Annotated in this window: 20 protein-coding genes; 6 read left to right on the top strand and 14 right to left on the bottom strand. The window is 73.5% G+C overall.

Annotation, left to right across the window (positions count from 1 at the left end; translation table 11 throughout):
• The gene (locus AB0A97_RS13050) at window positions 1–1,920 is read right to left on the bottom strand and encodes a family 16 glycoside hydrolase (protein ID WP_361148344.1); all 1,920 of its coding nucleotides are present in this window, start codon (window positions 1,918–1,920) and stop codon (window positions 1–3) included.
• A complete protein-coding gene (locus AB0A97_RS13045; protein WP_361148342.1) occupies window positions 1,917–4,403 on the bottom strand; it encodes a ThuA domain-containing protein in 2,487 nt (828 codons plus the stop codon). The genes AB0A97_RS13050 and AB0A97_RS13045 overlap by 4 nt, the downstream gene beginning before the upstream one ends.
• Window positions 4,404–4,646: 243 nt before the next feature.
• On the opposite strand from AB0A97_RS13045, the gene AB0A97_RS13040 reads away from it, so the two are divergent.
• From AB0A97_RS13040 to AB0A97_RS13025, 4 genes are read left to right on the top strand one after another with little or no spacing between them, the layout of a single operon-like run.
• The gene (locus tag AB0A97_RS13040) at window positions 4,647–5,684 is read left to right on the top strand and encodes a multicopper oxidase domain-containing protein (RefSeq protein WP_361148340.1); all 1,038 of its coding nucleotides are present in this window, start codon (window positions 4,647–4,649) and stop codon (window positions 5,682–5,684) included.
• Between the two features lie 5 nt (window positions 5,685–5,689).
• On the top strand, window positions 5,690–6,493 hold the full coding sequence (locus tag AB0A97_RS13035; RefSeq protein ID WP_361148338.1) for an SDR family oxidoreductase: 804 nt from the start codon (window positions 5,690–5,692) through the stop codon (window positions 6,491–6,493).
• A 12-nt stretch (window positions 6,494–6,505) separates the two neighbouring features.
• Entirely contained in the window at window positions 6,506–7,399 is an 894-nt protein-coding gene (locus AB0A97_RS13030) for a LysR substrate-binding domain-containing protein (protein ID WP_361148336.1), read from the top strand.
• 54 nt (window positions 7,400–7,453) lie between these two features.
• Window positions 7,454–7,828, top strand: coding sequence for a VOC family protein (locus AB0A97_RS13025; RefSeq protein WP_361148335.1), 375 nt, complete (start codon window positions 7,454–7,456; stop codon window positions 7,826–7,828).
• 16 nt (window positions 7,829–7,844) lie between these two features.
• Here the strand turns inward: AB0A97_RS13025 and meaB are convergent, their stop codons facing one another.
• Genes meaB through AB0A97_RS13010 form a run of 3 tightly spaced genes read right to left on the bottom strand, consistent with a single transcriptional unit; the run spans window position 7,845 to window position 13,000 of the window.
• Window positions 7,845–8,879 (bottom strand): methylmalonyl Co-A mutase-associated GTPase MeaB, encoded by a 1,035-nt coding sequence (gene meaB / locus AB0A97_RS13020; RefSeq protein WP_361148333.1) that lies wholly within the window; start codon window positions 8,877–8,879, stop codon window positions 7,845–7,847.
• Between the two features lie 9 nt (window positions 8,880–8,888).
• Window positions 8,889–11,111 carry a methylmalonyl-CoA mutase gene (gene scpA / locus AB0A97_RS13015; RefSeq protein WP_361148331.1) on the bottom strand — a complete coding sequence of 741 codons (2,223 nt, stop codon included), beginning with the start codon at window positions 11,109–11,111 and terminating at the stop codon, window positions 8,889–8,891.
• Window positions 11,111–13,000: a methylmalonyl-CoA mutase family protein gene (locus tag AB0A97_RS13010; RefSeq protein ID WP_361148329.1), complete on the bottom strand. Its 1,890-nt coding sequence runs from the start codon at window positions 12,998–13,000 to the stop codon at window positions 11,111–11,113. Before AB0A97_RS13010 ends, scpA begins: the two co-directional genes overlap by 1 nt.
• A gap of 252 nt (window positions 13,001–13,252) precedes the next feature.
• Between AB0A97_RS13010 and AB0A97_RS13005 the strand changes: the two genes are divergently transcribed.
• The gene (locus tag AB0A97_RS13005) at window positions 13,253–14,515 is read left to right on the top strand and encodes a DUF4185 domain-containing protein (RefSeq protein ID WP_361148804.1); all 1,263 of its coding nucleotides are present in this window, start codon (window positions 13,253–13,255) and stop codon (window positions 14,513–14,515) included.
• Between the two features lie 27 nt (window positions 14,516–14,542).
• Here the strand turns inward: AB0A97_RS13005 and AB0A97_RS13000 are convergent, their stop codons facing one another.
• From AB0A97_RS13000 to AB0A97_RS12975, 6 genes are all read right to left on the bottom strand, one after another.
• Window positions 14,543–14,941: a VOC family protein gene (locus AB0A97_RS13000; RefSeq protein ID WP_361148327.1), complete on the bottom strand. Its 399-nt coding sequence runs from the start codon at window positions 14,939–14,941 to the stop codon at window positions 14,543–14,545.
• 92 nt (window positions 14,942–15,033) lie between these two features.
• A complete protein-coding gene (locus AB0A97_RS12995; RefSeq protein ID WP_361148325.1) occupies window positions 15,034–16,734 on the bottom strand; it encodes a CocE/NonD family hydrolase in 1,701 nt (566 codons plus the stop codon).
• A 143-nt stretch (window positions 16,735–16,877) separates the two neighbouring features.
• Entirely contained in the window at window positions 16,878–18,485 is a 1,608-nt protein-coding gene (locus AB0A97_RS12990; RefSeq protein ID WP_361148323.1) for a GMC family oxidoreductase N-terminal domain-containing protein, read from the bottom strand.
• A 111-nt stretch (window positions 18,486–18,596) separates the two neighbouring features.
• The gene (locus AB0A97_RS12985) at window positions 18,597–19,193 is read right to left on the bottom strand and encodes a hypothetical protein (protein ID WP_361148321.1); all 597 of its coding nucleotides are present in this window, start codon (window positions 19,191–19,193) and stop codon (window positions 18,597–18,599) included.
• Window positions 19,190–20,845, bottom strand: coding sequence for a HAMP domain-containing sensor histidine kinase (locus tag AB0A97_RS12980; RefSeq protein ID WP_361148319.1), 1,656 nt, complete (start codon window positions 20,843–20,845; stop codon window positions 19,190–19,192). Before AB0A97_RS12980 ends, AB0A97_RS12985 begins: the two co-directional genes overlap by 4 nt.
• On the bottom strand, window positions 20,842–21,552 hold the full coding sequence (locus AB0A97_RS12975; RefSeq protein WP_361148317.1) for a response regulator transcription factor: 711 nt from the start codon (window positions 21,550–21,552) through the stop codon (window positions 20,842–20,844). Before AB0A97_RS12975 ends, AB0A97_RS12980 begins: the two co-directional genes overlap by 4 nt.
• 190 nt (window positions 21,553–21,742) lie before the next feature.
• Between AB0A97_RS12975 and AB0A97_RS12970 the strand changes: the two genes are divergently transcribed.
• The gene (locus AB0A97_RS12970) at window positions 21,743–22,495 is read left to right on the top strand and encodes a polysaccharide deacetylase family protein (protein ID WP_361148315.1); all 753 of its coding nucleotides are present in this window, start codon (window positions 21,743–21,745) and stop codon (window positions 22,493–22,495) included.
• Between the two features lie 94 nt (window positions 22,496–22,589).
• Here the strand turns inward: AB0A97_RS12970 and AB0A97_RS12965 are convergent, their stop codons facing one another.
• From AB0A97_RS12965 to AB0A97_RS12955, 3 genes are all read right to left on the bottom strand, one after another.
• Window positions 22,590–22,997 (bottom strand): SsgA family sporulation/cell division regulator, encoded by a 408-nt coding sequence (locus AB0A97_RS12965; RefSeq protein ID WP_030021750.1) that lies wholly within the window; start codon window positions 22,995–22,997, stop codon window positions 22,590–22,592.
• A 114-nt stretch (window positions 22,998–23,111) separates the two neighbouring features.
• A complete protein-coding gene (locus AB0A97_RS12960; protein ID WP_361148313.1) occupies window positions 23,112–24,692 on the bottom strand; it encodes a PH domain-containing protein in 1,581 nt (526 codons plus the stop codon).
• A complete protein-coding gene (locus AB0A97_RS12955; RefSeq protein ID WP_361148312.1) occupies window positions 24,689–25,207 on the bottom strand; it encodes a PH domain-containing protein in 519 nt (172 codons plus the stop codon). Before AB0A97_RS12955 ends, AB0A97_RS12960 begins: the two co-directional genes overlap by 4 nt.
• Between the last annotated feature and the right edge of the window lie 88 nt (window positions 25,208–25,295).

The following is a 25,295-nucleotide window of genomic DNA, read 5'->3' as shown; positions in this document are numbered from 1 at the left end:
CTACAGCTCCTTGATCCGGATGTCGCGGTACGAGATGACGTCGGACGTCCCGTGCACCTGGAGGCCGATGTGGCCCGCGGCGTACCGGCGCCCGTCGGTCCCGGGATCGTCCGCCCGCGGCGGGAAGAACTGCTGCCCGCCGGTGTTGTCGAACTCGTTGATCAGCACACCGTTGCGGAAGACCGCGTAGTGCTGGCCCACCACCCGGATCTCGTAGTCGTTCCAGGTGCCCTTCGGCGTGACGCCCGCCCCGCCGAGCCCGACGCGGTCGAACCCGTACACCGATCCCGTCTTGTACAGGTCACCGTCCGGCCGGTCCAGGATCTGGATCTCGTGCCCGTACTTGATCGCCACCCACTCCGGCCGGGGCTCCTCGGGATGGTCGTACACGGACGGGAAGCGGACGAAGACCCCGCCGTTGGCGTTGCCGGTGCCCGGCGCGTCGTCGCGGAACCGCAGCCGCAGCGAGAAGTCGTCGTACGTCCGCCGCGGGAACCACAGCATCCCCATGCCCGGCACCGTGGAACTGCTGGTCATCGCGCCGTCGGCGGTCAGCCCGAAGGCACCGCCGCCGACCTGCCGCCAGCGGTCGAAGGACGCCTTGGTCCCGTCGAACAGGTCGCGGTAGCCGGTGTGGTGGCCGGGCGTGCCGATCCCGGACGCGTCGGCGGCCGCGGTGACGGCCCGGCTCTCGCGCTCGTCGAGCACACCGTCCGTGAGCAGCTTGGCGGTGACCGTCCTGACGTGCTTGAGGAACAGGGCGCGGGAGGACCAGTCCTTCTCGTCCTCGATCAGTTCGTTGACGGTGCAGCGGTTGCGGGTGACACGGTTGGGCACGCCCGTGTCGACCGTGCCGACGACGACGGTGCGCCGCTCGTCCCACTCGGGGCAGTTCGGCGCGGGCACCCCGCCGCCCGGGGCGACGGTGAAGGACACCCGTACCGCCTCGGACGTGTTGCCCGCCCGGTCGGTGGCGCGGTGCGCGACGGTGTGCCGGCCGCTGCGGTCCACCACGACGGGCGCCGTGTACGCGAGGAACGGGCCGCCGTCGAGCGAGTACTCGGTCGACGCGACACCGGACCCGTCGTCGGTGGCGGTGACCGTCACGGTGGCCCGCCCGAGGTACTCGCCGTCGGAGTTGCGCTGCCCCTCGGTCGTCGCCGAGGTGCGCGGCGGTGTCGTGTCACCGGGCGGCGCCACGACCGTGAAGCCCGCCGACTTCTCGGCGGCGGTGTTGCCGGCCTTGTCGGTGGCGCGGTAGCGGACCTGGTACGTGCCGGGTTCGCGGACCAGCACCGGCGCGGTGTACGGCTGGAACGCCCCGCCGCCCACCGCGTACTCGACGGTGGCGACCCCGGACCCGGTGTCGGAGGCGGCGACCGTGACGGTCGCCCCGCCGACGTACGCGCCGGCGTCGTTCCGTACGCCGTCCACCGTCGCGGAGGTCTCCGGCGGTGTGGTGTCCGCGCCGCCGCCGTCCGTGACGACCAGGACGCCCTGCATCTGCTCGTGGCCCGGGATGGTGCAGTGGTAGCGGTACGTGCCCGGGGTCAGGGTGACCTCGGTGGTGTACTTGCCGCCCTGCGCGTCACCCGGGTTGGCCATGATGTTGAGCCGCACGTCGTTGTTGTACCGCGGGTCGGAGATGTCGAAGGTCAGGGTGTGCGGCATGCCCGTGGTGTTGCCGGTGGCCGTGCTGTTCTCGAAGACGATGGTGGTCCGCCCGGCCACGGCGGTGGCGGGGGCGGTGGTGTACTTGGTGATGTCGTCGCCCGCGGTCCAGGTCAGGGTCTGCCGCGCCGCCGGGGGCCCGGGCGCCGTCGGCCGCGCGGGCGGGCGGCCGTGTGCTGCCGTGGCGGTCAGGCCGACGAGCACCAGCAGCGCGGTCAGCAGGACCGCCCATGCGCGCCGTGGGTTCATCGTCCGGCCTCCCGTCCCTCGCGGGCCAGTTCCGCGGGGCGCGGGGTGGGCTCGCCGCCCGTATAGGTCACCCGCCACAGTGCTGACTTGGCGTCCGAGGTGAAGAAGCCGCGCCCGTAGTCGAGGACGTACAGCGCGCCGTCGGGGCCGAACGTCCAGCCCATGAGATTGCGGATGCCGTTCACGCCGACCGGCACGATCTCGTCCAGGCTCTCCACGTGCGCGGGCAGGCCGCCGGAGCCCGCTGTCCGCGGGTCCATCACCAGTGCGTGCCGAGGCTGGTCGCCGTCGTAGAAGTCGCCGACGAACCACTTGCCGTCCCAGTAGGCGGGCCAGGCGCCCTGGCGGGTGGCGGCCGCGTCGTGGCGGTGGACCGGGCCGTCCATCGCGGCCTGGCCGCCGCCCTTGAGCCAGGGGAGCAGCAGTTTCTGCTCGGACAGCCGGTAGCTGGGCACGCCCTGGGCGTCGCGCGGGAAGTCGGGGCCGCCGCCCTGCGGCGCGTACCAGACGTTGTTCGGCTCGGCGGGCGGGAGGAGGACCAGGCCGTCGTTGTGCGGCGACTCGTTCTTGGGGTGCTCGCAGTCGTACCAGCCCAGCGGCTTCGACGGGTCGGGCAGGTTCCGGTCGCGGTACGGCTGGTTGTTGCCCATGCAGTACGGCCAGCCGCGGTTGCCCGCGTGGGTGATCGCGGCGAACGTGTCGTACTTGGCCGGGCCCCAGGTGGGGCTGGGTTCGGTCGCGTCCGGACCGACCCAGCCCGCGTACAGCGTGTCGGTCTTCTTGTCGACGGAGATCCGTGACGGGTTGCGTACGCCCATCACGTAGATCTCGCCGCGGGTCTTGCCACCGCCCTCGTCCGGCTCCTTGCCGGTGAAGAGATTGCCTTCCGGCAGGGTGTACGTGCCGTCCGGCTCGGGGTGGATGCGCAGGATCTTGCCGTTGAGGTTGTTGGTGTTGCCCGCGGTACGCCGCGCGTCGGCGAAGGCGACGCCCTTGTATGTGGGCTGCGGGTTGTTGCCCGAGTAACCGTCGCTGAACCGCGAGGAGTTGTTGTCCCCCGTGGCGATGTACAGGTTGTCCTTGGAGTCCCAGGCCATGCCGCCGCCCGCGTGACAGCAACTGTGCACCTGCACCGGCCACGTCAGCAGGACCTTCTCCGAGGCCGGGTCCAGCCTGTTCGTCCGGGCGTCCAGCGTGAAGCGGGAGACGCGTCGCTCGGCCATGCGCGTGGTCCGGTCGACGCCGGAGTGCGGCGTGTAGTGCAGGTAGACCCAGCCGTTGGTGAGGAAGGCCGGGTCCAGCTCGATGCCCAGCAGCCCTTCCTCGTTCTTGACGAGTTCGTCGCCGCCGCCCTTGTTGCCGAAGACGGTCACCGTGCCGACGAGGGTGGCCTTGCCGGTCTTCGGATCCCAGACGTGGACGGTGCCCTCGCCCTTGCCGACGGCCGGGTCGTTCCAGTCGGTGACGACCGGGGCGCTCGCGTCACCACCGCCGCGGCCGATGTAGAAGACCCGGCCGTCCTTGGCCGTCACCAGGCCGTGCGGTTCGCCGATCTGGTCCGACGTACCCGGCTGGTTGGGGGCGGTCAGGCGCTCGGCCTTGTAGTGCGAGGCGATGGTGGCCTGGCAGTCGGCGCGGGTCAGCCGGGTGGTCCACAGCAGCGCGCCGCGCAGATGCGTACGGAAGTCGGCCTCACGGAAGCTGTCGGGCGTGCCGCCCATACCGGTGTAGAACGACCGGCCGCCGTCGTAGTCGCGGCACCAGGAGACCGGGTGGTCCCAGCCGTTGGCGCCGGGTCCCGGCCGGTAGGTGTTCTCCCGTACCCGGGCCACGGTGTGCACCGAACCGCTCGGATTGGTGGCCCAGTTGAGCCATGTGTCCGGGCGCTTCCACTCGACGGGGAGGTCGCGGGTGGCCGGATGGCGGCGGTCGCCGACCTCCACGACGGCCCGCTGCGCCGCGGTCGGCACGGTGGCCGTGGGCCGGGCGCCGATCAGGCCGGTGAACCAGTCCGAGTACGGCTCGGCGCGGGCCGCGTCATGGATGCCGACGAACCCGCCCCCGGCCTCCAGGTAGCTCTCCAGACCCGCCTCCTGCTCGGGGTCGAGCAGGTCGCCGCCGCCGGTCAGGAAGACCACCGCGTTGTACGTCCCGAGGCGCGGGTCGGTGAAGACCGACGCGTCGTCGGTCGCGTCGACCGCGAAGTGCTCGGCGGGCGGGCCCTGGCGGCCGATCCGCTCGACGGCCTCGATCCCCGCGTCGACGGTGGGCGGCTCCGCGCCCGCCGAGGCGTGGAAGACCAGGACGCGGACGTTCTCACCGCCCGGCGGGGTGGGCAGCCGCAGTCCGGCGCCCGGCCCGGAGGCGTGCGCCGGCGCGCCGCCGAGCAGGGCGGCCGTCACGGCCAGCACCAGCGCGGGGAGGCCGGCGGCCCGCCCGGGGCGCGGCCGTTTCGGCGGTCGGTGGCGGCCGGTGCGCGGCATCGCGCGAAGCGGCCGTGGTAAGTGGTGCCGGAATCGTCGCACGGGTGCACCCGCCCCTCTGTGGCCACGGACAGCGGCAGCCGATGAAGCTAGACCCCTTTCGGTGACTCGCCAAGAGCTATGGCCGCAACCCGTCCAACTTTGTCCTGAGTGTGGATAAACAAGGCCCGTGCGGCTACCGTCCCTGCCATCCCTCCGCCCCGATCCGCTGCCCCGCCCCGTCCCTCCTGCCGTGGGAGCACGATGACCGAGGAACCCGACGTCCCCAGGCGCCGCTTCAACCGCCGTCTCCTCGCCGGAGGCGCCGCCGTCGCCGCGCTCGGCACGGTGGCGGCCCCGCCCGTGGCCCCGGCCGCGGCCGCCGGGCGTCCGGTGAGGACGGGCCGCACCGCGGTCGCCGCGGGCGCGGTCAAGCACCTCAAGCTCTACATCGAGGAACTGCCGGGCGGGCAGCTCGGATACGGTCTGGAAAAGGGGAAGGCGACCATACCGGGTCCGCCGATCGAGCTGGTCGAGGGGGACACGCTGCACATCGAGTGCGAGAACACCCTGAAGACCGCGGCCAGTCTGCACGTGCACGGCCTCGACTACGACGTGGCCGGCGACGGCACCCGGTTGAACCGCAGCCACCTGGAACCGGGCGCCACCCGTACGTACACCTGGCGCACCCACGCCCCCGGCCGGCGCGGGGACGGCACCTGGCGGCCGGGCAGCGCGGGCTACTGGCACTATCACGACCATGTCGTGGGCACCGAGCACGGCACCGGCGGCATCCGCCGGGGCCTGTACGGGCCGGTGGTCGTACGGCGGGCCGGCGACCCGCTGCCCGACCGGCAGTTCACCATCGTCTTCAACGACATGACGATCAACAACCTGCCCAAAGGGCCGGACTTCAGGGCCACGGTGGGGGAGCGCGTCGAGATCATCTCCATCACCCACGGTGAGTACTACCACACCTTCCACGTGCACGGTCACCGCTGGGCGGACAACCGCACCGGCGTCCTGGAAGGCCCGGACGACCCCAGCCGGGTCATCGACAACAAGATCACCGGACCGGCCGACTCCTTCGGCTTCCAGTTCCTGGCGGGCGAGGGCGTGGGCGCCGGCGCGTGGATGTACCACTGCCACGTCCAGAGCCACTCCGACATGGGCATGGCCGGACTCCTCCTGATCGCCAAGCCGGACGGCACGATCCCCGGCCATGACGGGCACGGCGACAACGGTGGTCACTCAGGCCGCTCAGGTCCCTCGGAAGCGCCGTTGCGGCCTCCTGCACAATGATCGACATGACGGAGACGACGGACACGGGTGCGGGGCGCGGCGCGGCCGCCGGCGGACTGCTGGACGGCAAGGTCCTGCTGATCACCGGCGCGGGGCGCGGCATCGGCGCCGCCGCGGCACGGCTGTTCGCGCGGGAGGGAGCCGCGGTCGTGCTGACCGCGCGGACCGGGCCGGAGCTGGCCGCGGTGACCGAGGCGGTACGGGCCGCGGGCGGCACCGCCGACCACGTCGTCGCGGACCTGGCGGACCCGGCCGCCGTACAGCGGGCGGTGGACACGGCGGTGGAGCGCCACGGCCGCCTGGACGGCGCGTTCAACAACGCGGGCATGGGCATCGGGCACGCCCCGCTCGCCGAGATCCCCGTCGAGGAGTTCGACCGGATCACCGCCGTCAACCACCGGGGGGTCTGGCTGGCGATGGCCGCCGAGATACGGGCGATCACCGCCACCGCGCGCACCGGCGCCATCGTGAACAACAGCAGCGTCGGCAGCCTGAAACCGTCCGCCGGGATGAGCCTGTACGGAGCCTCCAAGCGGGCCGTCAACAGCCTCACCCAGACCGCCGCCGTCGAGTACGGCCCGCAGGGCATCCGTGTCAACGCCGTCGCCCCCGGCACGACCATGACCGCCATGATCGAGGACTGGGCCGCCCGCGAACCGGACGTCGTCGACCGGCTCACGGCCCGTACACCGCTGCGCCGGGCGGCCGCTCCCGACGAGGTGGCGCAGGCCGCCGCGTGGCTGCTCAGCGACCGGGCGTCGTACGTGACGGGCGCGATCCTGCCCGTCGACGGCGGCCTGACCGTCTGAGCGGGGGCCGGAGTGGATCTGCCGTCCCTGCGGACGTTCCAGGTGGTGGCCCGGCACGAGCACATCAGCCGGGCCGCCGTCGAACTGCGGGTCGCGCAGCCCGCGGTGAGCCGGACGATCGCCCGGCTGGAGGCCGGCCTCGGGGTGCTGCTCTTCGACCGGCAGGGCCGCTCGATCCGCCTCAACCGGTACGGCGCGGCCTTTCTGCGCCGCGTCGAGCGGGCGCTCGGCGAACTGGACGACGCGCGGCGCGAGGTGGCCGACGCCGCGGGCCTGGACCAGGGGCGCGTCGCGGTCGCCGCCGAGACACTGCTGACGCTCTCCTCGCTGCTCTCGGCCTTCCGCGCCGCGCACCCCGGGGTCGACATACGTCTGTACCAGTCGACCGCTGCCGTGATGCGGCGCCAGCTTGCGGCGCGCGAGGTCGACTTCTGCGTCGCCTCCCAGCCGTTGCGCGGGGCCGGGCTGCGTTCGGTGGTGCTGATGGAGGAGGACGTGCTGCTGGCCGTCCCGCGCGGGCATCCGCTGGCCGGGCGGGGGCGGGTCCGTCTGGAGGACGTCGTGGACGAGCCGTTCGTCACCCCGCGCGCCGGGCACTGGCAACGCGAGCTGCTGGACCGGCTGTTCGCCGCGGCGGGCCGAACCCCCGTCATCACCTGCGAGGGCGACGAGCCGGCCGCGACGCAGTTCCTGATCGGCGCCGGTCTCGGCATCGGGCTCATCCCGGCGCTCGCCCGCAACGAGGCGCCCGAAGCGCCGGTCCACTGGCTGCGCCTGGACGTGCCGGGCTGCCGGCGCACGCTCAGTCTGGTGCGGCGTGCGGACACCTATGTCTCCACGGCGGAACGGCACTTCGAGGAGGCGGCCGTCGCGCACTTCGGGCGGCGGGGACCGATGGACCATTGACGGAGTGAGTACTCACTCCGTACGGTGGCCGTCTCGTCGACCCGGGGAGCGCCCGTGCCCGTCAGCCTCAACCACACCATCGTGCCCGCCGCCGACCACCGCGCGGCGGCCCGGTTCTTCGCCTCGGTCATGGGTCTGGAGGAACTCCCGCCGGCCGGTCGGCACGGGCACTTCGCCCCCGTACGCGTCAACGACCGGCTGACCCTCGACTTCATGGCGGTGCCGGAGCCCGAGGGCCACCACCTCGCCTTCGACGTGGACCCGGCCACCTTCGACGCGATCCTCGCGCGCATCCGATCAGCCGGGGTGCCCTACGGCAGTGAACCCGCGCATCCGGACAACGGCCGCATCGACCACCCGCTGTGCCCGCGCGGCCTGTTCTTCCAGGACGACGCCGGGAACCTGTACGAGGTGATGTCCCCGGCGTGAGCCCCGGACGCGGACGCTACAGTCCGCCGTCCGGCATCCCGAACGCCTTGAGGATCCGTTCCGCCGCGAGCGTCGCCGTCAGCGTGCCGGACCGTACCTCCCGCTCCACCTCCGGTGCCACGTCCCGGACGCCCGGGTGGTCCCGGAGCCGGTTGAGCAACTGCTCGCGGACCATCGACCAGGTCCAGTCGACCTGCTGGTCGCGCCGCTTGCCCGCCAGCGCCCCGGTGGACTCCAGCAGCTTGCGGTGCTGCTCGACGCGGTCCCACACGGTGTCCAGGCCGGTGCCCTCGCGGGCGCTGCACGTCAGGACCGGGGGGGTCCAGGCGGCGTCCGGGGGCTGGAGCAGGCGCAGCGCGCCGGACAGCTCCCGGGCCGCCGACTTCGCGTCGCGCTCGTGCGGCCCGTCCGCCTTGTTGACCGACACCAGGTCGGCCAGTTCCAGCACGCCCTTCTTGATGCCCTGGAGCTGGTCGCCGGTGCGGGCGAGGGTGAGCAGCAGGAACGTGTCGACCATGTTGGCGACGGCGGTCTCGGACTGGCCGACACCCACCGTCTCGACGAGCACCACGTCGTAGCCCGCGGCCTCCATGACGACGATGGACTCCCGCGTCGCCCGCGCCACCCCGCCGAGCGTGCCCGAGGTGGGGGACGGCCGCACGAACGCCGCCGGGTCGGCGGCCAGTCGCTCCATCCGTGTCTTGTCGCCCAGGATCGAGCCGCCGGTCCGGCTGGACGACGGATCGACGGCCAGCACGGCGACCCGGTGCCCGGCCCCCGTGAGCTGGGTGCCCAGTGCGTCGATGAAGGTCGACTTGCCGACTCCGGGCACCCCGCTGATGCCGACCCGCCGGGCCGTGCCGGAGTACGGCAGCAGCTCGACCAGCAGGCGCTGGGCCATCGCCCGGTGGTCGGCCCGGGTGGACTCCACCAGCGTGATGGCGCGCGCGATCCAGGCCCGGGAGCCCTCGCGCACGCCCGCCGCGTACTGGTCGATGTCGATCGTCGGTCGCTTGCGGGCCGGGCGGGGCCGGGGCTTCTCAGGCGTCAACGTAGCGGCTCACAGGTCGTGGCCGAGGGCCTCGGCGAGTTCCTTGACCAGGTCGTACGCGGCATCCGGGATCACCGTACCGGGCGGGAAGACGGCCGTGGCGCCCGCCTCGTGCAGCGCCGGGATGTCGCCGGGCGGGATCACCCCGCCGACCACGATCATGATGTCCTCCCGGTCCTGCGCCGCCAGTTCCTCGCGCAGCGCGGGCACCAGCGTCAGATGACCGGCGGCCAGCGAGGAGACGCCCACGACGTGCACGTCCGCCTCCACCGCCTGCCGGGCGACCTCGGCGGGCGTCTGGAACAGCGGACCGACGTCCACGTCGAAGCCCAGGTCGGCGAAGGCCGTGGCGATCACCTTCTGGCCGCGGTCGTGGCCGTCCTGGCCCATCTTGGCGACCAGGATGCGCGGCCGGCGCCCCTCGGCCCGCTCGAACTCCGCCACCAGGTCCCGGGTCCGGTCCACGCCGGAGGACGGCCCCGCTTCGTCTCGGTACACACCGGAGATCGTACGGATCTGCCCGGAGTGGCGCCCGTAGACCTTCTCCAGTGCGTCGGAGATCTCACCCACGGTCGCCATCGCACGGGCCGCGTTCACGGCCAGCGCCAGCAGGTTGCCCTCCAGGCCCGGCCCCGGCCCGGCCTCGGCGGCGGCGGTCAGCGCCCGCAGCGCGTCCTGGCAGGCCGCCTCGTCGCGCTCCTCGCGCAGCCGCCGCAGCTTGTCGATCTGCTGTGCGCGCACCGCGGAGTTGTCGACCTTCAGCACGTCGATCTGCTCGTCGGTGTCCACCCGGTACTTGTTGACGCCGATCAGCGCCTGCCGCCCCGAGTCGATCCGCGCCTGCGTACGGGCCGCGGCCTCCTCCACCCGGAGCTTCGGGATACCCGCGTCGATGGCCTTGGCCATGCCGCCGGCCGCCTCGACCTCCTCGATGTGCTGCCAGGCCCGGCGCGCCAGGTCGTGGGTGAGCTTCTCGACGTACGCGCTGCCGCCCCACGGGTCGATGACCCGGCAGGTGCCCGACTCCTGCTGGAGGAAGAGCTGGGTGTTGCGCGCGATGCGGGCGGAGAAGTCGGTGGGCAGGGCCAGGGCCTCGTCCAGCGCGTTGGTGTGCAGGGACTGGGTGTGGCCCTGCGTCGCGGCCATCGCCTCCACGCACGTCCGCGTGACGTTGTTGAACACGTCCTGCGCGGTCAGTGACCAGCCGGAGGTCTGCGAGTGGGTGCGCAGCGACAGCGACTTGGGGTTCTTCGGGTCGAACCGCTGGACCAGCTTCGCCCACAGCAGCCGGGCCGCCCGCAGCTTGGCGATCTCCATGAAGAAGTTCATGCCGATCGCCCAGAAGAAGGACAGCCGCGGCGCGAAGGCGTCCACGTCCATCCCCGCGTCGATGCCCGCCTTCAGGTACTCGACGCCGTCCGCGAGGGTGTACGCCAGCTCCAGGTCGGCCGTCGCGCCGGCTTCCTGGATGTGGTAGCCGGAGATGGAGATGGAGTTGTAACGCGGCATCTTCTGCGAGGTGTACGCGAAGATGTCGGAGATGATCCGCATCGAGGGGCGCGGCGGATAGATGTAGGTGTTGCGGACCATGAACTCCTTGAGGATGTCGTTCTGGATGGTCCCGGCCAGCTTCTCGGGCGGTACGCCCTGCTCCTCGGCGGCCACGATGTACAGCGCCAGGACGGGCAGCACCGCGCCGTTCATCGTCATCGACACCGTCATCCGGTCCAGCGGGATGCCGGAGAAGAGCTGCCGCATGTCGTAGATCGAGTCGATCGCCACGCCCGCCATGCCGACGTCACCGGTCACCCGCGGGTGGTCGCTGTCGTAGCCGCGGTGGGTCGGCAGGTCGAAGGCGACCGACAGGCCCTTCTGACCGGCCGCCAGGTTGCGCCGGTAGAACGCGTTGGACTCCTCGGCGGTGGAGAAGCCCGCGTACTGCCGGATCGTCCAGGGCTGGTTGACGTACATGGTCGGGTACGGGCCGCGCAGGTACGGCGTGATGCCCGGGTACGTACGCAGGAAGTCCAGCCCGGCCAGGTCCTCGCCGGTGTACAGCGGCTTGACCTCGATCCCTTCGGGCGTCTCCCACACGAGGTCGTCGACGCCCTTGCCGGTGGCCTCCTGGACGGCCGCCGACCACTGGGCCGCGTCGCCTTCGGGCGCCTGCTCACCCAGTTCGACCGTGCTGAAGTCCGGGATGGCGCCCGCCTGCCCTGCCGTGCGCTCCATCACGCCACCTCCATGACATCCAGGGCCGAGGACAGCACCCCGACCGCGTCGCAGCCCGCGAAGACGAAGGCGTCCACTCCGGCTCGTTCATATGCTTCCCGCCGCTCGCCCGGTTTCCCGGCCAGCAGCACCTGCCGCGCGCCCGCCGCCTTGAGCGCCGCGGCGATCCCGGCGGCCTGCTCGGCGTACAGCGCGTCACTCGAACACAGACAGGCGATACCCGCGCCGCTCGCCGTGAACGCCTCGGCCGCCGACTCCGCGTCCACCGAGACCGGGTCGTGCACCGGCTCGATGCCGCCCGCCTGGAGGAGGTTGGAGGCGAAGGTGGCGCGCGCGGTGTGCACCGCGGCCGGTCCGAGCGCCGCGAGGAACGCCTTGGGGCGGCTGCCGGTGGCCGCCAGGTGCGCGTCCGAGCGGGCGCGCAGCGCCTCGTACGCCTCGTCCCGGCGCACCCGCGGCAGCCCGCCGCCGGCCGGTACGGGCGCGGGCTCGCGCTCCACCGCCGGCTCCGCGAGGAACGGGAACTCGCTGACGCCGGTCACCGGTTCGCGGCGGTGCGCCAGCGCCTCGGACCGCTTGCGCCAGGTCGACGCCAGCCGCTCGCCGACCATCCCGGAGTCCAGCGCCGCGGCCTGCCCGCCCGCGGCCTCGATCTCCTGGAACCAGCCCCAGGCGGCGCGGGCCAGCTCGTCGGTCAGCCGCTCCACGTACCAGGACCCGCCCGCCGGGTCGATCACCTTCGACAGGTGCGACTCCTCCAGCAGGATCGACTGGGTGTTGCGCGCGATCCGGCGGGCGAACGCGTCCGGCAGGCCGAGCGCCGCGTCGAACGGCAGGACGGTGACGGCGTCCGCGCCGCCCACTCCGGCGGAGAGGCCCGCCACGGTGGTGCGCAGCATGTTCACCCACGGGTCCCGACGGGTCGTCATGACGGTCGAGGTGACCGCGTGCTGGCGCTGCGCCCGCGCGGCGGGGGAGGCCCCGCACACCTCGGCGACCCGCGACCACAGCCGCCGGGCGGCCCGCAGCTTGGCGATCGTCAGGAACTGGTCGGCGGTGGCCGCGTACCGGAACTCCAACTGCGCGCAGGCGGCGTCCACACCGAGGCCCGCCGCGGTCAGCTCCCGCAGGTAGGCCACACCGGTGGCCAGCGAACAGCCCAGCTCCTCGGCGGTCGAGCCGCCCGCCTCGTGGTACGGCAGCGCGTCCACGGCCAGCGCGCGCGTCCGCGGCGCCTCGTCGGCGCACCGGCGGGCCAGCCCGGCCGCCGCCTCCAGGCGACCGGCCAGGCCGTCCGCGCGGCCGGTCCTGGCCACCACGCCCAGCGGGTCGGCGCCCAGGGTGCCCGCCGTCTCGGACGGCGCCACGCCCCTCTCGGCGCAGAGCCGGAACCAGGCGTCGGCCGCCGCGGCGAAGTCCGCGCCCGCGTCCAGGGCGACGGCGGCGAGGTCCAGGTAGACCCCGTCCAGCGCGGTGGCCAGCTCGCCCACCGGCACGCCGCCGTCCCCGACGGCCAGCCACAGCGAGGTGACGCCGTTCTCCAGGTCGGCGAGGACGGCCTCGTTGGCGCGCCGCGGATCGGTGTCCGTGTGGCGCTGCCGGACGTCCCAGCCCGCGACGGTGCTGCCGGTGGCGCGGCCGGCCCGTACGAACGGCGGGAACCCGGGGCGGCCGGCGGTATCGGCGGCGGGCGCGTCCTCGGCGGTGTAGAGCGGGCGGACCCGGATGCCGTCTTCGAGCGCGGTGGTGAGCGCGTCTTCGGCGGCGGCGCCGGTCACCTCCGCGGCGCCCGACTTGCGCAGCACGCCTTCGACCAGGCGCTGCCACTGCTCACGGTCCGCGTCGGGGAACGCGGCGGCCAGAGGGAGTTCGGGGGACTGGGCGGTCATGGCAGCAGGCTAGGCGAACGGTCGTTAGCCGCAGCAGGGCATCGGGCTGTGACCTTGCACTCGTTGACCTGGGATTGCTCCATTGGGAAGCTCTACGATCGCCCTTCCGGGCGGGTGTGTACCCGCGGGTAGCGACTTGGCGGCGGGCGGATCGCCGCATTTTCGGCAGGTCGGGGTGGTGCGCGACCGGTTCTGTACGGTGGGCGGCCCGTCACCGTGACGAGGAGGGACATGCGTGTGCCGGTGAGGGACATGCGCGTGCCGGTGAGGCGAGGCGTCGCCGTGGCGGCGGTGCTCGCCCTGATCGCCGGTCTGGTCCTGCTGCTCGCCCTCCCCGGCGAGGAGGGCCCGGCGTGCACCGGACGGAAGATCGGCTCATGGGCCGCCGAGTCCCGCTTCACCGGCGAGTTCACCCGGTACGGCAACGACAACCTCCGCGTGGACGACTGGACCGGCGGCGACGGCACCCACTCCGTACGGCTGCCCGACGGCCGGACCTTGTGGATCTTCTCCGACACCTTCCTCGACCGGGTGCAGCCCCCGCCGAACCCGCACGGACAGCCGTACCCCTGGCGCTCCTCCGACTCCGGCCGCGAACCCGCCCTGACGCACAACTCCCTCGTCGTCATGGACCGCGCGGGCCGCCTGGAGCGGACCCTCACCGGCAGCACCGGCACCGGCCCCGGACCGTTCTTCCCCGACACCCCGGACGGCTGGCGCTGGCCGGTGCAGGCGCACGTGGAGCCGCGCACGCCCGGATCACCCGAACAGGTCGTCCGGGTTTTGCTGTGGAACCGCGCGCCGGGCCAGGGCCCCTGGGTCTTCGGCGTGCCCCGAGCGACCGAGATCGCCACGCTCTCCCTGCCGGACCTGCGGCTGGAGGGCATCGCCCCGGCCGTCGACCAGACCTCGGTACGGAACCCGGGCGACCGGGTGCTGTACGGCACCGCGTCCGTGCGGGACGGCGCGTACACGTACGTCTACGGCGGCGACGACGGGCCCCACCGGGCCGGCTCGAACGCCTACCTCGCCCGGGTGCCGACCGGGCAGCTCGGGGAGGCCCGGGCCTGGCAGTTCTGGGACGGCCAGGGCTGGCAACCGCACGCCGGCCGGGCGGCCCCCGTGATCCGCGAGGGCCGGGGGCGCGGGGTGGGCAGCGCCTTCACCGTCGTACGGGACGGCGGGACCTGGGTGCTGCTGACGATGGACGACCCCGGGCCGCCGGGTGACGGGCTGTCGGCCGTCACCGCGTACTGGGCGTGCTCGGCCCAGGGACCGTGGCACGGGCCGGCCGGGCGGGTCGCCCCGCCCCGGCCGGCCGACCCCACCGGACAGCAGCGTGTCGGCGTGTACAACCCGCAGGCCCACCCGGAGTTCACGGCCGACGGCGCGCTGCTGGTCAGCTACGACGTCAACTGGCTGGGCCCGCCGGGCGCCCCCTCGGTGGCCCAGGTCAACCGCGATGTCGAGCTGTACCGGCCGCGCTTCCTGAGGCTGCGCCTGCACCGCGGATGACACTCCGGCGGACGGTGGGCCCGCCGGTCAGTCGGTCTTCGGCCCCGACTGGAGCGAGCAGCGCAGCGAGAACGGGTGCCCCGCCGGATCGGAGTAGATCCGCACCTCGCGGGGACCGGTGTCGTCCTTGGTGTCCAGCGGACGCGCGCCCAGGCCGACCGCCTTGCGCTCGGCCTCGTCCATGTCCCCTTCGTCGACCAGCAGGTCCAGGTGGGCCTGGAGCGAGCTGTCCGGACGCGGCCAGGTCGGCGGCGTCATGTTCAGGTCGCGGCGGAAGGAGATCATGGTGCCGTTGGCGACGACCTCCACCCGGTCCGGCAGGTGTTCCTTGCGGACCTCGCCCTCCAGGAAGCCGGCGTAGAAGTCCGCCAGCTTCTCCGGGTCGGCGCAGTCGAGCACGATCACGGCGGCTTTGACCAGTCCCATGGCATCTCCTCGGCCCCGTGGGCCCTCCTCGGCAGGGCACCGTCCGCGGTGCCGGCCGCGCGGCGCGCGGGCCGGGACGACGAGTACCGCGGTCAGGCCGGTTCACTCCCGCCGCGCGTGGCCGGTGCGGTCATCAGCGGCAGCACCACGGCGGACGGACGGCCCGGCTCGTGGAAGACCTCGAACCGGATCGGCCGGCAGGCGACGGCCGACGCGGCCGGCGCGCCGGTCCCGTGATGGCGCGCGAACCGCGGGAACGCGCCGCCCGCCACCTGCACCCGCAGGCTGTGCCCGCGCAGGAACCGGTAGCCGGTCGGGTGCATCTCCACCCGGGCCGCCACCACCCCGTCGGCGTCCGCCGCCGGTGAGCCCGGGCGCAGCCGCAGGATGCCGTCGGTGACGTTGCGCGAGACGCCCGCCCGGTCCACGTCGCACAGCCGTACGAAGACATCGCCGTAGCCGGAGTCCGTACGGACGTGCACCACGGCCGACACCGGGCCGATCAGGTCGAGGTCGCGGGGCAGCGGACGGCCGGTGAAGACCAGCACGTCGGGCCGCCGCTCGACGGCCGTGTTGTCCTGCTGCCGTATCTCGCCGGGCAGCAGCAGCGGGCCGCCGGTCGACGGGGTCGGGTCGGCGCCGTGGTAGGTGAACCGGTCCGGGGTGCTGCCGGGCGGCTCCGGCCAGTCGAGGCCGCCGGACGGCTGGAGGCGCAGCGGCGTCGGTACGGACTGCGGCGGCGGCCACCGGTCGAAGTCCAGCCAGCGGCCCGCCCGCTGGAGGTAGAGCCGGACCGGCGACTGGTGCAGTTGCGTGGTGTCACCGGCCAACTGGGCACTCAGCCACGACACATGGTCGGTGAGCGTCGCCTTCAGCGCGCCGCGGTCGTGGGCCCACGGCCCGATCGTGATCCGCGAGTGGTGCCCGGCGGCGGTCAGCTCCGTGAAGTCGCGTAGCTGGTACGGCAGGAACAGATCCCACCAGCCGGTCACCATGCTGGTCGGCGTGGTCATCCGCAGCGCCGTCGCACTGTGGTCGATCGGCGCCCAGAAACCGTCCCCCGGCTCCGCGTGCGCACTGACCTCGCGCAGGAAACGCTCCGGCCGCCCGATGGCCGCGAGGTCGGACTCGCCGACCGGCAGCGTCCGCATCGCGCGCTGCACCCTGCGGGTCTGGAGCGGATTGGGCAGCAGCCCGCCGAGCGGCGCCTCCTCCTGCGTGCCCGTCGCGGAGGACCACACCAGCATGTTGTGCAGCGCCAGCACCCCGCCCGGATAGAAGGCGGCGGGGAAGTCGGACGTGGTGATGCCCAGGCACATCGCCTCCAGCGGCGGGTCGAGGTACGGGCCGACCGCCCACTCCGCGTGCCCGAGGTAGCTGGCACCGGCGGTGGCCAGCCGGCCGTCGCACCAGGCCCGCGCGCGCAGCCACGCCGCGGTCGCCAGCCCGTCGTCCTTCTCGTGCACGAAGGCCCGGAACTCGCCACCCGAGCCGAAGACACCGCGTACGTTCTGCGCCACCACCTGGAAACCCCGCCGTACCAGCACGCCCGCGAACAGCTTGATGTCGGGCTTGTGCTTCCCGTACGGCGTACGCAGCAGCACCACCGGCAGCGGACCGGCGCCGCGCGGCCGGTAGCGGTCGGCGAGCAGCACGGTGCCGTCCCGCACGGGGATACGCAGGTCACGTACGCACTCGATGTCGGGTGTGACCGGCTCGGGCATGTCCAGGTACCGGTCCACCAGGCGGCCGAACGCCCGCCCGGTCCGGTCCCGCAGCATGGATTCCGCCATCGGACCCTCCCATCGTCCGTCCTGGCCCGCGCCCCGGTGCGGCGCGCTGCGCAGCGTCCGCCGGGGTTGCTCTCCGTGCGGTTCCGGAGATCACCCCGGGTGATCCAGTGTCCGGCTTTCCACCGGATCGCGCATGTACGCGCTCAGGACCCGGGCTCCGCCACCGGCTGGGCGGCGCGCAGCAGGTCCGCGGCCCGTTCGGCGATCATCACCGTGGGCGCGTGGGTGTGGCCGCGGGTGACGGCCGGCATCACCGAGGCGTCCGCGACGCGCAGTCCCGTCACCCCGCGCACCCGCAGCCGGGGGTCGGTCACGGTGTCGTCGCCGGTGCCCATCCGGCAGGTGCCCACCGGGTGGTAGAGCGTTTCCGCGAGGGCGCGCACCGTCTCCGCGGCGGCCTCGTCGTCCTGTTCTCCGGGCCACGGTTCCAGCGGCCCGGTGACGTGCGGGGCCAGCGCCCGCGTCCCGTACAGCCGCTCGGCGAAGCGCACCCCGGCCAGCAGCCGCCGCAGATCCGCCTCGGACGTCAGATAGCCGGGGTCGATGACCGGCGGGGCGTCCGGGCCCGGCCCGCCCAGCGTGATCCGGCCGCGGCTCTCCGGTTGCAGCAGGACGATCCCGATGGTGACGCCGTGCTCGGCCGGCGCCTCCAAGCCGTGCCGGACGAACGGGACCGGCGCGAAGATCAGCTCCAGGTCCGGCGCGGTGAGCCCGCCGGTGCTGCGCAGGAACGCGACGGCCTCGCCGATGTTGGAGGTCAGCGGGCCGCGCCGGGACAGCAGGTAGCGCGCGATGTTGGCCGGGGTGTCGGCGCCGGTGAGCGTGCGGGGCAGCGCGGTGCGCATCAGGACCGGTACGGACAGGTGGTCCTGGAGGTGGCGGCCCACGGCGGGCAGCTCGGCCACCGGCTCGATCCCGGCGTCCGCCAGGTGGCCGGTGTCGCCGATGCCGGAGCGCAGCAGCAGTTGCGGTGAGCCGACGGCGCCGGCGCTCAGGACGACCTCGCGCCGGGCCCGCAGGACGCCACCGGGCAACTCGACCCCGTACGCCCGGCCGTCCTCGAACAGCACCCGGCGGGCCTGCTGCCCGGTGACGACCCGCAGGTTGGCGCGGCGCAGCGCCGGGCGCAGATAGCCGTCGGCGGCGCTCCACCGGCGCCCGCGCCGCTGGTTGAGCGGAGTGGGCGCGCAGCCGCTGTGGCCCGGGCCGTCGGGTCCGGCGCGCCGCGGCAGGCCCGCCTCCTCGCAGGCGTCGAGGAAGGCGCCGGTCAGAGGGTGGAAGCTGCGTGCGGGGGAGATCCACAGCGGGCCCGCGGTACCGTACGCCGTCCCGCCGGGCGGCCCGGCCCAGCGTTCGGCGCGCCGGAAGTAGCGGGCCACCTCGTCCCAGGACCACTCCTCGCCCGCCGACTCGGCCCAGCCGTCGTAGTCGGCGCGGTGCCCGCGCACCCACATCATCGCGTTGAGCGACGAGGAGCCGCCCAGGGTCCGGCCGCGTGGCCAGTACAGCTCGCGACCGTGCAGGCCCGTCTGGGGTGCCGTGGTGAAGTTCCAGTCGTACGGCGTGCGGAAGAGCTGGGGGAACGCCGCCGGGACGCGGACCTCCTGTCTGCGGTCCGGCCCGCCGGCCTCCACCAGCGCCACCCGTACCGTCGGGTCCTCGGACAGCCGGGCCGCGAGCACACAGCCCGCTGACCCGGCGCCGACGACGACGTAGTCGTACAGTCGGCCGTACACTCCTGCGCCGGTCATCCGAGCCCGCCCTCTCGATGCTCAACGTCCCGCCCCGTGCCCCTACTTGTGGGTAGTGATCGTAGGGCAAGCGGGGGCGGGCGTCAGCGCGGCGGGCGGGCCGGGCGGGCGTCAGTCCGGCTGGGCGCTGGAAGGGCTGGGCTGGATGAACGGGAAGGCGTTGGTGCCGCCGCACACCATCGGACCGACCTGCACGCTGCCGCCCACCAGGGTCACCAGGACGTCCGACGGGCCGCGGCTGCCGGGAACGGAGGCGTTGGCGGCGGTGCACACCAACTGGCTCACGGACGGGGTGTCGAGCCGCTTGGCGTTCATGGGTACATGGACGGTGACCCGGCCGTCCTCCGTCTCGGCGGTGACCGGCCCCGGGAGCACGGGCAGCACGTTGGTGAGGCCGCGCTGCCGTTCGGCGTCGTTGGGGCCCTTCAGCAGCAGGTTGATCGCCTCCTCGGGGCCGACCGGCGCGGTCGCCGGGCGGCTCGCGGGACGCAGACCGGTCGGACCGAGGAAGTACAGCTGGACGTCGGGCGCGGGCTTGCCCGGCGCCTTGAGACCGTGGGCGGGCTCGCCCGCGTCGATCACCCCGGTCGGCGCGATGCCGCAGCCGGCGAGGGCGCCTGCCGACAGGGCGCCCAGCACACCCGCCAGCAGTCCGCCCAGCGTGATCCGCCGGGTCAGCCGGGTCCGCGCGGAGTTCGGCACGCTCACGTCTGGTCCGCCTTCCCGGCCGGCGCGGCCGCCGGGCTCTTCGCCGGGTCGTCACTGCCGCCCGCCGTGTCCTGACCGCCGTCCGTTCCGGCGGGGCCGTTCTCCGTACGGTCCGCGGGCGCCCGGCCGGGTTCTCCGGCCGCCTCCCGGGCTTCGGCGGCGGAGCCTGTCTCCTGCTCGGGCAGCGGCAGTTCCACGGTGAACACCGCGCCGCCGTCGGGATGGTTGGCGGCCTGCATGGTCCCGCCGTGCAGTCGTACGTTCTCCATCGCGATCGCCAGACCCAGCCCGCTGCCCTCGGAACGGGCGCGTGCCGAGTCCGCCTTGTAGAAGCGGTCGAAGACGTGCGGGAGCACCTCGGGGTCGATGCCGGGCCCGCTGTCCGTGATGCGGATCACCAGTCGGCCGTCGCCCGGGTCCGGCGCCCGCAGCAGCACCCGTACCGGCTCCCCGCCGTGGTGCAGCGCGTTGCCGACCAGGTTGGCCACCACGACGTCCAGCCGCCGCGGGTCCAGGCGCGCCCGTACGCCGTCCGGCAGTTCGGTGCCCACCCGGCCCTGCCAGGCCCTGGCCTGGAGCGTCTTGCGGATCGTCTCGGCGACGTCCACCTCGTCCAGGTGCAGCGCGGCGGCCCCGGCGTCGAAGCGCGAGACCTCCATGAGGTCCTCCACCATCCGGGCCAGCTTGCCGGTCTCCTGGCTGATCAGCCGGACGGCGGAGGCGGTGTCGGGGTCGAGGGCGTCGGCGTCCTCGTCGAGCACGTCGGTGACGGCGGTCATCGCGGCGAGCGGGGTGCGCAGCTCGTGCGAGACGTCGGCCGCGAACCGCCGCGCGTTGGCCTCCATCCGGCGCAGGTCGGCGACGCTCTCCTCCAGCTTGGCGGCCATGTCGTTGAACGTCCGGGACAGGTCGGCCAGCTCGTCGGCGCCCTTGACCTCCAGCCGGGTCTCCAGCTTGCCCTCGGCGATCCGCCCGGCGGCCTGCCGCAGACCGCGCACCGGCCGCAGCACACCGCGGGCCGCGAGCAGCGCCGGGACCACGGCCAGCCCGAGCACCGGCAGGGCGCCCCGCTGCGCGGCACTCACCAGCGCCTCGACGTTGGCCTCTTCCGCGCGCAGCGGGAGCTGGGCGTAGACGGACAGCGGGGACGCCGTACGGGTCTCGGTCTGCGACTGCATCACCGGCATGCCGATCAGCAGCCAGGGATCGCCGTCCCGGTCCACCCGCTGGAACGCCGTCACATGCCGGGTCTCGACGGACTCCCGCAGCTCGTCGGGGACGATGACGGGGTGGCGGAGCTGGTCCCGGTCGTTCTCCGCCACGCCCTTGTACTGGACGTAGACGTCCCAGTCCCGGGCCTTGCCGGAGCGGTCGAGCTGCCGGGTGAACTCGTCGACATCCGCACGGGTCGGCGGTACGGCGAGGTCGGGCGCCAGCGAGTTGACCTGCCCCCGCAGGTCCTTGATCGCGGTGTCCTGCGAGCGCTGGAGGATGGCGTTGCGGGCCTCGCGGTAGGTCAGCGCGGCGGTGGTGAGCGCGCTGACCGCGGCGACCAGCAGGAACGCGACGACGAGCCGGGCCCGCAGCCCGCGCGGCAGGGAGCGGGTCAGCGTGGTGCGGCGCGGGCGGCCGGCGGGCCGGGGACGCTTCACAGGGGGCCGAAACGGTAGCCGAAGCCGCGTACGGTCTGGACGTACCGAGGGGTGCGCGGGGTGTCCTCGATCTTCGTGCGCAGCCGCATCACGCACGCGTCCACCAGGCGCGCGTCCCCGTGGTAGCTGTGCTCCCAGACGTGTTCCAGAAGCTGCTGGCGGCTGAAGACCTGGCCGGGGGTCGCGGACAGGAACAGCAGCAGTTTCATCTCGGAAGGGGCCAGCGGGAGGTCGGTGCCGCCCTTGGAGACGACGAGCCCGGCCCGGTCGACGGCCAGTTCGCCGTAGGTCTCCACGGGGGCCGGGCCCGGCTCGGCGGGTCCGGCGGCGTCCCCGTCGGCGGGCAGTGCGGTACGCCGCAGCACCGCGCGGATGCGGGCCTCCAGTACTTCGCCGCGCGCGGGCTTGACGATGTAGTCGTCGGCGCCCGCCTCCAGGCCGAGGACCACGTCGAGGTCGTCGCCCCGGGCGGTGAGCATGATGATCGGGAGCTGGCGGTCGGCGCGGATGCGTCTGCAGACCTCGAAGCCGTCCTTGCCCGGGAGCATCAGGTCCAGCAGCACGATGTCGGGGCGGAAGGCGGGGAGGAGGTCCAGGCCGTCCTCGCCGCTGGCCGCGGCCGCCACCTCGTGGCCGCGCCGGCGCAGCGCGAGGGTGACTCCGTCGCGCACGGCGGCGTCGTCCTCGATCAGAAGTACTCGGGGCATGGCACCAGTATCAATAAGTTTCATGATGGATCGGTAACAGGCGGATCCTGACCGCAATTCTTCGCATCTGTCGTGATGCAAGGCAGTGATCGCGCGAGCGCACCGCAGGGGGAAGCGTACGGCGCCGACGGAGGCGTCCGTACCCGGGTCCGCGGTGGTCCGCGCACGGCAGTGAGGGACGGGATTCGCAATGGCACGGCACGGCAGGCGGAGCGGCATCATCGGGGGAGCCGCGGTGGCGGTGGCGTCGCTCGGGGTGGCCGGCTATCTGACGTTCGGGCAGTCGAGCGCCACCTCGGAGGCGCACGCGGACACCACCGAGCAGGCCAGGCCCGCCCCGGTCGACCCGAGCATCGTGCACGCCTCCGACCGGCCCGGCAAGAGCCTCAACATCACCATCGACGACGGCCCGGACCCGGTCTGGACCCCCAAGGTGCTGGCCACGCTCAAGAAGTACGACGTCAAGGCCACCTTCTGCATGATCGGTCCGCAGGCGGCGGCCCACCCGGACCTGGTCAAGCAGGTGGCGGCGGCCGGCCACAAGCTCTGCGACCACACCATCAGCCACAACACCGGCATGGACCACCGGCCCGAGACGTACCAGTCGCAGCAGATAGTCGACGCCCAGCAGATGATCGAGAAGGCGGCCGGCGGCCCGCGGGTCGACTACTACCGGGCGCCGGGCGGCGCGTTCACCCCGTACAGCAGGAAGCTGGCCGCGGAGCACGGGATGCGCCCGCTCGGCTGGAACGTGGACAGCAAGGACTTCGAGCGGCCGGGCACCGACGCGATCGTGCGCACGGTGCGCCGGGAACTGCGCAACGGGCCGACCGTCCTCTTCCACGACGGCGGCGGCGACCGCAGCCAGACGGTCGCGGCGCTGGACCGGCTGCTGCCGTGGATGAAGCAGCAGGGGTACGGGTTCGGGTTCCCGAAGCGCTGACGCGTGGCGGGAAGCGGCGTCGGGGCCCCGGGCGGGCCGGGGCCCGGGTGCCGCTCCTCACCCGTCGGGCGGGCCGGGGCCCCGACGCCGTCCCTCACACGTCGCCGAGCAGCTCCGCGAGGCCGCGGTCCACGTCGAGGAGTTCCCGGCCCGCCGGCACGGCCTGGTACGTACGGTCCAGGAAGCGGCTCAGCTCGGCGGTGTCGACCTGCACCATCGCGACACCGTCCTCGACGTGGAACTCCAGCACCGTGCGGCCCCGGCCCACCGGGCGCACCCGGACGTCGCCGCTGCCCGCCGGGGACCGCAGGCCCTCGGCGAGGAGTTCCCGGGCGAAGGCCCAGTCGACCGCGGCGCCGTCCAGCGAGATCTCCGGCGGGAAGGTGATCCGCACCGCGAGCGGGTCGGCCGGGTGGTAGTGCAGCACCGCGGGCACGGTCCGGGAGCCGGGCGCGGTCGCGATGAGACGTACCTGGACGGCTTGGTCGATGACACTCTGCACCGCGGCTGCTCCCTTACGGCTGTCGGGTCGGGACATGGCTTTCACCGTGTAGGACGGTGTGCCCGCCCGAGCCGTGCACGTGACAGGGGTGTGATTTATGTCATGTCCAGGTCGTCATGGTTGGTGGGTAACGCGTGGGTTGACAAGGGTTTGTGATCGGCTCCGGCGCCGGTCCGCGCGGGACTTCGCGGGACCGTGCGCCAGGAACTCCTCCAGGATTCCGGGCGCCGCGGCCGCCGCCAGGGCCGGAGCGTCGTCCGCCGGGATGTCGCGTAGGTGATAACCGTCCTCGCCCGCGGCGACCGCGGCCGTGAGGGTCACCAGACCGGCCCGCCGGCTGAACGGCGTACTGGAGAACGTCCAGGCCGCGACCGCGTCACGCCGGAGCACCACGGTGTCCCGGCTGAACGTGCCGGAACGCGCGACCAGATGCCGCCCGTCGAGCCCGTGCCCCAGATTGCGGTACGCGTCCCGGGCCAGCCACAGCACCACCGGCACCGACACCAGCGCGAACACCCAGGCGCAGTGCAGCAGTACGGGCGTCAGGAGGACGCCCAAGGTTGCGAGGGCGAGGGCGCCCGGGACCGTTGCGAAGAGCAGCCCGCGCATCCGGCGGCGGCGCAGGGCCGCTCGCGGATGCCCGCGGAGGTCCGCGTCGGACAATCCGGCCCGAAGCGTCCCCGAGGCGGTGCGCATCGCCTCGGCACGCGGCGCGGGCGGCAGGATCACACTGCGCTTGCGGTTCTCCTCCTTGTTGCCCAGGCCGCCCGCGACCGCTCGGACGGTGGCCCCGCCCCCCGCCCGCAGCAGCAGCGGCTCCCGCAGGACGACACCGCGCAGCCGGGCCCGCTCGATGGTCACCGACCGGGTGGTGAGCAGGCCGCGGTGCACCCGCAGCGTGCGCGCGTCGGTCCATTCGAGGCGGAACTTCCACCACCCTTCGACGTAGAGGGCGAGCGCGCCGACCGTACCGAGGGCGATGACGGCCAGCAGCGCGAGCGGGATGGTCACCCAGAGCGCGCGGGCGCCGAACTCGTCGAACGCGCCGCGCACGACGCTCAGCCTCCACGGCTGGATACCGGCGCCGTCCAGGACGCGGTAGGCGCCGCCGGCCGCCGCGAAGACCCCGCCGATCACCCAGAAGGTGAGCGGCGCGTAGCGCAGCCAACGCCAGTTGATACGGGCGACGAGCGGATCCTCGTCCGTCGCCCGGACGTCGGCGCGGGTGAGCAGTACGGTCCGCAGCCGCTCCGCGTCGGCCGCCGTCAGCGCCTCCAGCGAGAGGTCGCCGCTGCCGTCCGCCGAGCCCGCGGTACCGGCCCGCAGGACGGTGACGCCGAGCAGCCGGTGCAGCGGTGAGGCCGTCAGGTCGACCGTGCGGATGCGGTGCAGCGGCACGGACCGCAGCCGCCGGGTCAGCACGCCGCTGCGCACCTCGAAGGAGTCGTGGGTGACGCGGTAGTCCGTACGGGCCCAGCGGACCGACCCGATCAGGGTGAGGACCGCGAAGCCGGCCGCGATGGAGGCCAGCGTGATCCAGGCGCCGGTCCCGATCCGGCCGCCGGTGGCCAGCGCGGTCAGCGCGAGCGAGCCGAGCGGTGCGGCCAGCCAGCCGCAGTGCACCAGGAGGGTGCGCGGGTCCAGCCGGTGCCACCGGGGCTGCGCGTCGGTGACAGGAGAGGTGGCGGCGGTCATGCGGCATCACCCGGCACGGCCTGCGCGGCCTCGCCGATGCGCCGCGACAGCTCCTCGGCGTCCGCGTCGGACAGCCCGGCTATCTTCACGTCGCCTGCGGTGGAGGCGGTGGTGACGGTGACCGTCGCGAGGCCGAACCGCTGCTGTACCGGGCCGCGCACGGTGTCCACGGTCTGCACCCGCGACAGTGGCGCGATCCGCCGCTTCTGCCAGAACCAGCCGCTCGCCGCGTACACCGCGCGGCCGCCCAGCTCCCAGGCGTGCACGGAGTACCGCCATCGCGGCATGACCAGCAGATAGCCGAGCGCCGGCAGGACCAGTACGACCAGCAGGAGCGGAGCGAGCCAGGGCAGGGCCCGGGGGAAGAACAGCACCGAGCACACCGCCAGGGCGAGCGCGGTGAGCAGCACCGGACCGCTGACCGTCAGCAGCGCCTGGACGGTCCACCAGCGGCGGGCGCGGGGATCGACCCGGTTGCGGGGCGGCCGCAGCAGGGGAGTGGCGGATGCGGACATGAGGGTTCCCCGTTCTTTGGCAAGTCGATCGTATTGAGTAGCGGTACGTTATAACGGTACGAGCGACTTGTAAAAAGAAGGCGAGGCC

The organism is Streptomyces sp. NPDC045470 (assembly GCF_040646595.1).
In the GTDB taxonomy this organism is placed as follows: Bacteria; Actinomycetota; Actinomycetes; order Streptomycetales; family Streptomycetaceae; genus Streptomyces.
Note: the sequence above shows the minus strand (reverse complement) of the source record. Positions and strands in the feature narration are given on the sequence as shown.

Bases quoted from the DNA above. Each gene is read 5' to 3' on its own strand.
- AB0A97_RS12990 (WP_361148323.1), bottom strand. From the start codon at position 18,485: ATGACCGGCGCAGGAGTGTACGGCCGACTGTACGACTACGTCGTCGTC.
- AB0A97_RS13035 (WP_361148338.1), top strand. From the start codon at position 5,690: ATGACGGAGACGACGGACACGGGTGCGGGGCGCGGCGCGGCCGCCGGC.
- scpA (WP_361148331.1), bottom strand. From the start codon at position 11,111: ATGGAGCGCACGGCAGGGCAGGCGGGCGCCATCCCGGACTTCAGCACG.
- AB0A97_RS13005 (WP_361148804.1), top strand. From the start codon at position 13,253: ATGCGCGTGCCGGTGAGGCGAGGCGTCGCCGTGGCGGCGGTGCTCGCC.
- AB0A97_RS13010 (WP_361148329.1), bottom strand. From the start codon at position 13,000: ATGACCGCCCAGTCCCCCGAACTCCCTCTGGCCGCCGCGTTCCCCGAC.
- AB0A97_RS12975 (WP_361148317.1), bottom strand. From the start codon at position 21,552: ATGCCCCGAGTACTTCTGATCGAGGACGACGCCGCCGTGCGCGACGGA.
- AB0A97_RS13045 (WP_361148342.1), bottom strand. From the start codon at position 4,403: ATGCCGCGCACCGGCCGCCACCGACCGCCGAAACGGCCGCGCCCCGGG.
- AB0A97_RS13000 (WP_361148327.1), bottom strand. From the start codon at position 14,941: ATGGGACTGGTCAAAGCCGCCGTGATCGTGCTCGACTGCGCCGACCCG.
- AB0A97_RS13050 (WP_361148344.1), bottom strand. From the start codon at position 1,920: ATGAACCCACGGCGCGCATGGGCGGTCCTGCTGACCGCGCTGCTGGTG.
- AB0A97_RS12970 (WP_361148315.1), top strand. From the start codon at position 21,743: ATGGCACGGCACGGCAGGCGGAGCGGCATCATCGGGGGAGCCGCGGTG.
- AB0A97_RS13040 (WP_361148340.1), top strand. From the start codon at position 4,647: ATGACCGAGGAACCCGACGTCCCCAGGCGCCGCTTCAACCGCCGTCTC.
- AB0A97_RS12995 (WP_361148325.1), bottom strand. From the start codon at position 16,734: ATGGCGGAATCCATGCTGCGGGACCGGACCGGGCGGGCGTTCGGCCGC.
- AB0A97_RS12955 (WP_361148312.1), bottom strand. From the start codon at position 25,207: ATGTCCGCATCCGCCACTCCCCTGCTGCGGCCGCCCCGCAACCGGGTC.
- AB0A97_RS12960 (WP_361148313.1), bottom strand. From the start codon at position 24,692: ATGACCGCCGCCACCTCTCCTGTCACCGACGCGCAGCCCCGGTGGCAC.